8 protein-coding genes are annotated in these 9133 nt (G+C 66.0%); 2 read left to right on the top strand and 6 right to left on the bottom strand.

From position 1 onward, the window contains the following. The 5 genes from X803_RS18420 to X803_RS0107245 all read right to left on the bottom strand — a co-directional run. Positions 1-386: DUF624 domain-containing protein (locus X803_RS18420; RefSeq protein WP_156930006.1), on the bottom strand; the 386-nt coding region annotated here is incomplete at its 3' end. Between the two features lie 2 nt (positions 387-388). Continuing rightward, positions 389-1720: an arabinan endo-1,5-alpha-L-arabinosidase gene (locus X803_RS0107230; RefSeq protein WP_026544625.1), complete on the bottom strand. Its 1332-nt coding sequence runs from the start codon at positions 1718-1720 to the stop codon at positions 389-391. Positions 1721-1724: 4 nt separating this feature from the next. After that, a complete protein-coding gene (locus X803_RS0107235; protein ID WP_084033509.1) occupies positions 1725-2678 on the bottom strand; it encodes a carbohydrate ABC transporter permease in 954 nt (317 codons plus the stop codon). Between the two features lie 11 nt (positions 2679-2689). Then, positions 2690-3589, bottom strand: coding sequence for a carbohydrate ABC transporter permease (locus X803_RS0107240; RefSeq protein ID WP_035778184.1), 900 nt, complete (start codon positions 3587-3589; stop codon positions 2690-2692). Positions 3590-3711: 122 nt separating this feature from the next. After that, positions 3712-5052: an ABC transporter substrate-binding protein gene (locus X803_RS0107245; RefSeq protein WP_216699042.1), complete on the bottom strand. Its 1341-nt coding sequence runs from the start codon at positions 5050-5052 to the stop codon at positions 3712-3714. A 407-nt stretch (positions 5053-5459) separates the two neighbouring features. Here X803_RS0107245 and X803_RS0107250 point away from each other — a divergent pair, with 407 nt between their 5' ends. Together X803_RS0107250 and X803_RS0107255 are read left to right on the top strand one after the other, a co-directional pair. Beyond that, a complete protein-coding gene (locus X803_RS0107250; RefSeq protein ID WP_035778185.1) occupies positions 5460-6947 on the top strand; it encodes a glycoside hydrolase family 43 protein in 1488 nt (495 codons plus the stop codon). A gap of 143 nt (positions 6948-7090) precedes the next feature. Continuing rightward, positions 7091-8110, top strand: a complete 1020-nt coding sequence (locus X803_RS0107255; protein ID WP_026544630.1) for a LacI family DNA-binding transcriptional regulator — start codon at positions 7091-7093, stop codon at positions 8108-8110. Between the two features lie 88 nt (positions 8111-8198). Here the strand turns inward: X803_RS0107255 and X803_RS18425 are convergent. Continuing rightward, positions 8199-9133: nitronate monooxygenase (locus X803_RS18425; protein WP_035778186.1), on the bottom strand; the 935-nt coding region annotated here is incomplete at its 5' end.

Here is a 9133-nt window from a genome sequence, read left to right on the forward strand (position 1 = left end):
CCCGCCGACACTGCCAGCGCGCCGGAGACGACCACGGCGAGACCGCTGAGCGCGAGCTCAACGCCGGTTGCGGCACCGGGCAGCGTTGCCGCGTTCACGGCGGCCAGCAGTCCGGCGAGCGCGAAGAGGCTGCCCACCTTGTTGGCGTGGAGGAACTGCGCCCGGTAGGCGGTGATGAAGTCGGTGACGAGCCGCTCGCCGGGGTCGCCGGCGCGGAGGCGGGCAAGCAGTACCGTGGCGGCGACCGCGCTCGGGAAGATCCCGAGGAATACCAGACCGGCGAGCGTGCCGGCGAGGAACAGCAGGTTCAGGAGCACCAGCTGCATGAGGAACCGCAGCCAGTCCATGAGGCGGCCGGCCCAGCCCGGCGTTTCATTCCCAGTCATGGTCAGGCCCCCTGGGTTCCGGAGTAGACGACCCCGTGCTGGTCGATGCCGCTGAAGGACAGCGCCGCACGGCCGCGGGACCAGTCCCAGGAGCCGAACACCACGGCGTCCAGCTGTGCGTCCAGCCCGGAGCCGGCGATGGTGAGGCGCACCCGGCGGGGCTCACCGGAGGAGCTGACGCCGCCGTCGTCGTGCACGGTTACCGGGAGTGCTTCCACCGGCTCGGTGGATTCCGGGGCGAAGCGCAGCACACGCCAGGTGCCGCCGATTCCCTCCTGCCGTCCCAGTGTTTCCCGCTCCGGGCCGGCGTAAGGCTGGGGCGAAACAACGGGCCAGCCGCCGGCGGTGGTGAAGACCCGCCGGAGCTGGACCATGTGCTCACTCGGGTCCTCAGCGAAGCGGACGTGGTGGACCATGAACTGGTCCTCCGCCGTGCCCGCTCCCGGTGCGGGCACGGTGAGGATCGAGTTGTGGCCGGGGGCGAGCCAGGCGGTATCGCCGTCGAAGCGGTAGCTGCCCAGGACCTTGGTGCCGGCCGTGTGCGGTGCGGCGTCGAGGTCGGTCAGGTGGGTGCCGTTGGCGTCACGGTAGGGGCCGGTGATCTCGTCAGCCACCGCGACGCGGACGTTGTAGGTGCTGAACAGGGAGTCGTAGGAGATGAAGAGGACGTATTGGTCGTCCGCCTCGCGGTACTGGAGGAACGCCCCCTCGACGGCGCGGTCAACGTCGGCATGACGGCGGGCTATACAGGTGCCCAGGTCGCCGTCGTGCAGTGCGAACCCGGTGACGGCGTCCAGCCGCAGCGTGTGGATGCCTCCGAAGAAGGAGCCGTAGGTCAGCCATGGGTCGCCGTGGCGGTCGAAGGTGACGGCGGCGTCGATCGCGTTCTGGAGGTCGCGTCCGGCCAGGGTGCGGACCACGAGGCCGCGGTCCGTCCAGGGCCCGGCCGGGCTGTCCGCCACGGCCAGGCCAATGGCAGAGGTGCTGGAGCCGAAGGTGGAGGCCGAGTAGTACAGGTGCCACCGGGCCTCCCCGGCTGCCGCCGGCCAGCGGACAACCTCAGGCGCCCACAGGCCATTCGCGCCGCTCCATTCGAAGGCCGGAGCGGGGACACCGTCCAGGGCGGTTCCGCGGTAGGTCCACTCAAGGAGATCCGGCGAGGTGCGCACGTGCACGCCGGCCGGGATGTCCCGGGAGTTGGCAACCGAGTCGGTCGAGAACATGTAGTACGTGCCGTCGTCGTCCCTGACGACGGTGGGGTCGTGTGCGTGGCGGGCACCCCAGGTCTCCGTCCCGGCGGGGGCGGTCGGCTGGAGGCTGTCGGTGGAGGTCACTGGATCAGCCCTTCGACCCGGTCAGGGCGATGGACTCGATGATCTGCCGCTGGAAGACGATGAACACGATGAGCACGGGCAGCAGCGCAACGAATGAGGCCGCCATGATGAGCGGGTAGTCGGTCTGGATGGCGTACTGGGCGTTGAAGTTGGCGATGACCAGCTGGAGCGTCTGCACCTGCGGCGAGTTCAGGTAGATGATGGGCGCCAGGTAGTCGTTCCAGACGGCCATGAACCAGAGGATGAACTGCGCGGCGATGGCCGGTTTGATGATCGGGAAGATCAGGCGGAAGAAGATCTGCAGGAAGGAAGCGCCGTCGATCCGTGCCGCTTCGATGATCGAATCCGGAACCGAGGAGAGGTACTGGCGCAGGAAGAAGATCATGATGATGTTGCCGAAGATGAACGGGACGATAAGCGGGAGCAGGGTGTCCACCCAGCCGATCGAGGCGAACATGGTGAACTGCGGGATCATCAGGGTAGGGAACGGCACCATGAGCGCGGCGAGCAGGCTCAGGAAAATCACGTTTTTGAAGGGCATCCGCATCTTCGCGAAGGCAAAGGCCGCCAGCGCTGAGAACAGGGTGCCCACGATGGTCACCGTGCACGCCACGATCAGGCTGTTCTGGATGCCACTGAGCAGCGGGCCGGCGGACCAGATCCGGAAATAGTTTTCCCAGACAAAGGGGTCGGGAATCCACTGCGGCGGGAGGGCGAAGACGCCGTCGCGGGTCTTCAGGGACGTTGAGAACGTCCACAGCAGCGGAGCCACCATGACGACGGCGCCGAGCGAGAGCACGATCGTCACCAGGATGTTGCCGAGGTGGTGCCGCCGCTGGGATTCGGAGAGTTTGGTCCGGGGCCTGGCTGGTGCTTCGCCGCGGGCGGACGTGCGGTCGGGAAGTCCCTGCTCGGGCTTCAGCGGCGGCGGTGGAGGGAGTACGCGTTGGGAGGACATGGTGACCTGCCTCAGTCAATCGAGAACTGGTTGCGGCGGTTGAGCCGGAATTGGATGAAGGTAATGAGGAACACCATGAGGCCGAGCACGATCGACATCGCTGAGGCGTAGCCCATCTGCAGGTTGTCGAAGGCCTTCTGCCAGATGTACCAAACGATGGTGGCGGAGGAGAATTCCGGGCCGCCGGTCGGGGTCATGATGTTGATTTCGACAAACACCTGGGAGCCTCCGATGACGCTCGTGACCACAAGGAAGAACGTGACCGGGCGGACCATCGGGACGGTGATGTGGCGGAACTGCTTCCAGGCGCCGGCGCCGTCGAGGGCTGCCGCCTCATAGAGATGCCGCGGCACTGACTGCAGGGCGGCCAGGTAGAGCAGCATCGAGAAGCCGAGGCCCTTCCAGATAGCCATGACGATCAGTGCGGGCTTCACCGTGGCGGTGTCCTGCAGCCAGTTGGGTCCGTCGATGCCGACGAGCGCGAGGATCTGGTTGATCAGGCCGAAGTCGCCGTTGAAGGCCCACTGCCACAGGATGGCGACTGCGGCGATCGAGGAGATGACGGGAACGTAATAAACAGTGCGGAAGAAGGTGGAACCGCGCATCTTCCGGTTCATCGCCAGCGCCAGCGCCAGCGAGATCACCAGTCCGATCGGGATGCCGAGCATCAGGAAGAACGTGTTGTACATGGCCTCCAGGAAGTACGGATCCTTGACCATGGCGATGTAGTTGTCGAGCCCGCTGAAGACCGGGGCCGTGAGCCCGTTCCAGTTGGTGAACGAGGCGTAGACGGAGAACAGCATCGGGTAGAGCGTGAAGAGCAGGAAGCCGATGACCGGCAGGGCAACGAACGCCAGCGCGGTCAGGTGTTCCTGCCGGTGAAGCCGGGATCGGCGCGTGGTGGTGGACATCTGAGATCCTCGTTGATTCAGGAGGGTATGGGTTTGCCCGGCGGAAGCCCGGGTGGTGGGTTGTCGCGGCCGGCCTTCGCACGGCCGCGGCAACCTGTCTGATCAGCGGTTAGGCGCCAGGCCTAGCCGCCGATGCCTGCCTGCTGGTTCGCGGCATCGAGGAACTGCTGCATCTTCGGCTGGGCTTCCTTGGCGTACTCGGCCGCGGTCTTCTTGCCGTCCAGCACCGGCTGGATGTTGGTGAAGAACTCGTCATACCACTCGGAGTTGTAGGTGAGTTCGCTCGGCAGCGGACGGCCGTACTCGCGGACCACCTGGAGGAACTCTGCCTTGTTGGCCGGCTGGGTACTGTCATCGCTCGCCCATTCCTCAGCCATGTCCTCGAGGTTTGGAATCTGCACGCCGGCATCCGTGAGGGTCTGCTGTGCTTCCTCATTGGCGGAAAGGTAGGTGGCGAGTTTCGCTGCTTCCTCCGGGTACTTGCTCGCGTTGGAGACCGCAATACCGAGGGTGCCGGTGTAGGTGGCGGGCTCTCCGGTGGCTCCGACGGGATAGGGAATCAGGTCGTATTCGAAGGGAAGTTCCTCGTAGGTGGCCAGATCCCAGGGCCCGACCGGGAAGAACCCGATCTCGCCCTTCATCCACCGCTGGTAGGTGTCGAGGGTCTGTGCCTCGCCTGCCGATGGGGTGACCTTGTGCTCGTTCTGCAGGTCGGCGAACCACTGCAGTGCTTCGGTGAACTCAGGGGTGTCGATGGTGACCTTGGTGCGGTCCTCGTTCAGCCAGTCGCCGCCGTTGGACCAGACAAACGCCGGCAGGTTCCAGACCACGTTGAGTCCGGTGCCCCACTGATCGAGCTTTCCGTCGCCGTTGGTGTCCTTGGTGAGCTGCTTGGATACATCGACGAACTCTTCCAGAGTGTAAGGCTTCTCGGGATCGGGAAGTGGGATGCCGGCTTCCTCGAACATGGTCTTGTTGTATCCGAAGGAGAAGGGACCGATGTCCTTGGGCAATGCGTAGATAGCGCCCTGGCCGCTGAGTTCGCCGTCGAAGCGGTAGCTGTCCACGCCGTAGTCCCAGATGTTATCCAGGTCGATGTTCTCGGAGCCTTCGACGTGCTCGGTGATGTCCTTGACGATCCCGTTCTGCACGTACGCCTGCACTTCGCCGGGGCTGATGTAGAAGACGTCGGGGATCTGGCGGCCGGAGATGGCGGCCTTGAGCTTGGTGCTGTACTGGTCGGCGGTGGTCAGGATCATCTTGACCTCGACGCCGTTGTCCTTCTCGAACTGCGCTACTGCCTGCTCGTACGCCTTCTTGTCATCAGGCCCTCCGCGGTACATGAACGTGAGGGTCTTTTCGCCGTCATCGCCGCCGCCTGCAGTGGCAGCACAGCCGCTGAGCAGGAAGCTGGCGACCGCTGCGGCGGCAATAGTCTTGACGATGGTACGTGACTTCATCATCACGTGGTCCTTCCGGTTAGAGGTGGAGGTGGCACACCAGTTCATCCTGGTTGCGAGGCCGGATTACAACGTTGATTACAACGTTGAAAAAGAGAATGGCACAGGTCACATCCGGCCGTCAAGAGTCTGCTGGAAAGTTTCAGTCTCCGCGTCGGTGACCGCAGGGTTCCACTCTGCATCGCCTGGCTTCACGCCGCCTCAGGTGGTCCCGGACCACCTAATGCCCTACCGCCGCTCTCACCCGCGGAAAATGCTATCCCCACCGCGCGAAACCGTCGGGCAGCCACGCGCACAAGCAGGCACCCTTGACGCCGCACAATTGCGCGTGTCATATTTTTCAACGTTGTAATTCTACAGCGCCTAACGTTGTAATTCTACAGCGCCTCCTGACCGAAAGGACCGTGATAATGACGTCACGACCACCGCACAGCCAGCTCCGCCAGCGCCTGACCACAGCAACAGCCGCCCTCGGACTGAGCGTCGGGCTGATCCTCACCGGCACCGCCACCGCACCCGTGGTCCAGGCAGACACCACCCGGAACACGCCGCAGACCTGGACCGGCCAGGGCACCCCCTTCACCCAGGACCTCCCCGGGGGCAAGACCGTGGTCGGGGAAACCTCCCCCATCCATGACCCGGCCCTCATCATCGACGACGACGGCACCTGGTACGTCTACTCCACCGGCCTGGTGAACAGGGAAAACGGCGGAACCATCCAGATCTGGTCCTCGCAGGACGAGGGCACCACCTGGGACTACACCGGAACGGTGTGGGACCGGATTCCGGCCTGGATCGATGAACACTTCTCCGACGGAGAGCTTCCCGGGAACCTCTGGGCACCCGAAATCTACGAGAATGACGGCACGTACTACCTGTACTACTCCGCATCCCGGTTCGGCGGAAACAACTCCCTTACCGCCCTCGCCACCAACACCACCCTTGATCCCAGCGACCCCGACTACGAATGGGTGGACCGGGGCCTGGTCATCTCCTCACCCGCCACCGGCCTGGACCCCAACAACCCCGGCAAGACCTTCAACGCGATCGACGCCGGCATCGTCGAGGGTGAGGACGGCAAGCCGTACATGGCCATCGGCTCCTTCTGGTACGGCATCTTCCTGGTCCCGATCGAGTGGCCCAGCGGCAAACCCGTCGAAAACTGGCAGGCCCAGACCGTGAACATCGCAGACCGCTTCATGTGGGGCAATCCCATCGAGGCGCCCTACATCACGAAGAACGGCGACTACTACTACCTCTTCGTCTCCTTCGACTCCTGCTGCCGCGGCGGCGAATCCACCTACAAGATCGCGGTGGGGCGCTCCACGTCCGTCACCGGCCCGTACCTGGACAAGGACGGCCGTGACCTGTTCGGCGGCGGCGGGTCGGTGGTGTTCGATGCCCACGGCGCGATCACCGGACCGGGCGGCCAGTCCGTCTTCGGGGACTACCTTGCCTTCCACTATTACGACGGCGCCAACGAGGACATCCCCTACTTCCCCACCCTCGGACTCCAGAAGGTCAACTGGGTGGACGGTTGGCCCGAGTTCAACCAGACCGTGGACCTGCCGCAGGTGACGCAGGCTCCGCAGCCGGTTGCCGCCGTCGTCGGTTCCAGGGCGACGTTCCGTGCGGAAGCGACGGGCACTCCGGCACCGGTGGCGCAGTGGGAAACCTCGGCCGACGACGGCGCCACCTGGCAGAAGGTGGCAGACCAACCGGTCACCATCAACGCCGGGGAGAACCTGCGGCGGTCGCAGTTGACGCTGAAGCACCTCGCCGGCAACCAGGACGGTCTGCTGGTCCGGGCCGTGTTCTCGAACGCGCACGGCAGCGCGGCGACGGAACCGGTCACGCTCGAGGTGACCGCCCCTGGATCCCGTCAGGTGCGCAGCTAACTGCCCTCCGGCGCCGCCCTCCCTCAGGTATCTGACCACCCGGCGGACTTCAGCGGCGCCCGGCGTGCGGCAACGCGATATTCTGCCGGTGGGGCACAAAAATATGTGCCCCACCGGTTCCAACTGTGAAAAGGACCCCTGCAATGGCGACGACCCTGCATGATGTGGCCCAGGTGGCCGGGGTGTCGTTCAAAACGGTGTCCAATGTCATCAACGACCACCCCAACGTCCGTCCGGCCACGCGTGAACGCGTGCAGAAGGCGATTGCCGAGTTGGGGTACCGCCCCAATCTGACGGCCCGGAGCCTGAGATCGGGACATACCGGCGCCATCACCCTCGCCGTCCCCCAGCTGCGCCTGCCCTACTTCGCGGAACTCGCCGACGCCGTCATCAGCGCCGCGGAGGCACGCGGCCTGGTGGTGCTCGTCGAGCAGACCAGCGGCGAACGCGACCGCGAACTCGAGGTGCTCAGAAGCCCCCGTCTGCGCATGTCGGACGGCCTGATTTTCTCGCCCCTTGGGCTTGGCGAGGAGGACGCCGCACTGGTCACCGCCGAGGTTCCCATGGTGCTGCTGGGTGAACGTATCTTCTCCGGCAACTGCGATCACGTCACCATGCAGAACGTCGAGGGCGCCCGGGCCGCGACCGAACACCTGCTGGATACCGGGAGGCGCCGCATCGCCGTCGTCGGCGCCCACGAGGGTGAGGTCATCGGTTCCGCCGGGCTCCGCCTCAAGGGATACCGCGAAGCGCTGGAAGCGCGGGGAATCCAGTACGACGACGAGCTGGTCGCCTACGTGGGAACCTGGCACCGCGCCAACGGCGCCGAGGCGATGCATGACCTGCTGGACCGCGGCGTCGAGTTCGATGCGGTCTTCGGCTTCAACGACACCCTGGCGCAGGGCGCCATGCGCGTGCTGCAGGAGGCCGGGCGGCGCATCCCCTCCGATGTCGCCGTCATCGGGTTCGACGACCTCGACGAAACCCGTTACTCCATCCCCACCCTCAGCAGCGTCAATCCCGGCCGCGAAGAGATCGCCGAGACAGCGATCAAGGTCCTCATGGAGCGCATCAAGAACCCGTCCGGGCCCGCGCCGCGGGAGATCCTGACCCAGTTCAAGGTGATGGCGCGGGAGTCCACGGAGCCTGTGCCCGCGGGTTGAGCGGGCGCCGGATCTGTCCCGCCGCCGGGCATCGCCTTCCCGCGGCATGCCATCATTCCCTGCCCGCTCAGCGGTGGAGCAGGTTCGGTTACGCGAGCGCCCCAACAATCTTCGCGGCCGGCCCCGTTTGCACGGAGGCATAGCCCGTGCCCGCCCAGAGGTGCGCCACATCGGCGTTTCCCTGGGCCACCGCCGCCTTCCGCAGGGGTGCGGTCGCATGGTGCAGGTGCGGGTACCCGGCAGGTGCGTCGGAATGCTCAAGGATGAAGCGGTTGGTGAGCCCGCGCGCGTACCGTCCCGTGTACGCCCGGGTGAGCATGGTTCCGGAAAACTGACCGCCGGCGAGGGCAGCACGGTGCACCGGATTGGTGCCCGCCTCATCGGCGAGCAGGAGGGCGGTGCCCACCTGGACGGCGTCGGCCCCGGTCTCACGCAAACGTACGACGTCGCCTGGTCCGGACACTCCCCCGCCCGCCGCCAGCGGCACCGCCGTCACCGACCGCACGGCGGCCAGGGTATCTTCGAGCCGGTCATCCGTCGGAACGGACCGCTGGTCGAGGGTCCCGCGGTGCCCGCCCGCGCCGGGCCCCTGGACCGCGAGCGCCAGCGCACCGGCGGCAACGGCAAACCCGGCCTCCGCGGCGGTGGTCACGGTGACAATCGGGAGGATTCCGGCGTCGGCCATCCGCTTGAGGATCGAGCTGTCCGGGCAACCGAACGTGAAGGAGACCGCCGCGGGCCTCGCATCGAGGACCAGTGACAGCTTCGCGTCCCAGCCGTCGTCGTCGTACCGGGGTTGCCCCACCTCCACCCCGAGAGCCTCCGCTTCCGGGCGGAGGGATGCGACGTAGGCGTCCAGCAGCGAAGGCTCCGGCTGGAATGCGTCGGGCACAAACAGGTTCACGCCGACGGGCCCGCCGGTGAGCGCACCCACGGCCGCCAGTTGCGCTTCAAGGTCCTCCGGCGTCCGGTACCCGGCGGCAAGGAAGCCCAGGCCGCCGGCGTTGGTCACGGCGGCGGCGA

This window comes from Arthrobacter sp. 35/47 (assembly GCF_000520475.1).
Taxonomy (GTDB): Bacteria; Actinomycetota; Actinomycetes; order Actinomycetales; family Micrococcaceae; genus Arthrobacter_D; species Arthrobacter_D subterraneus.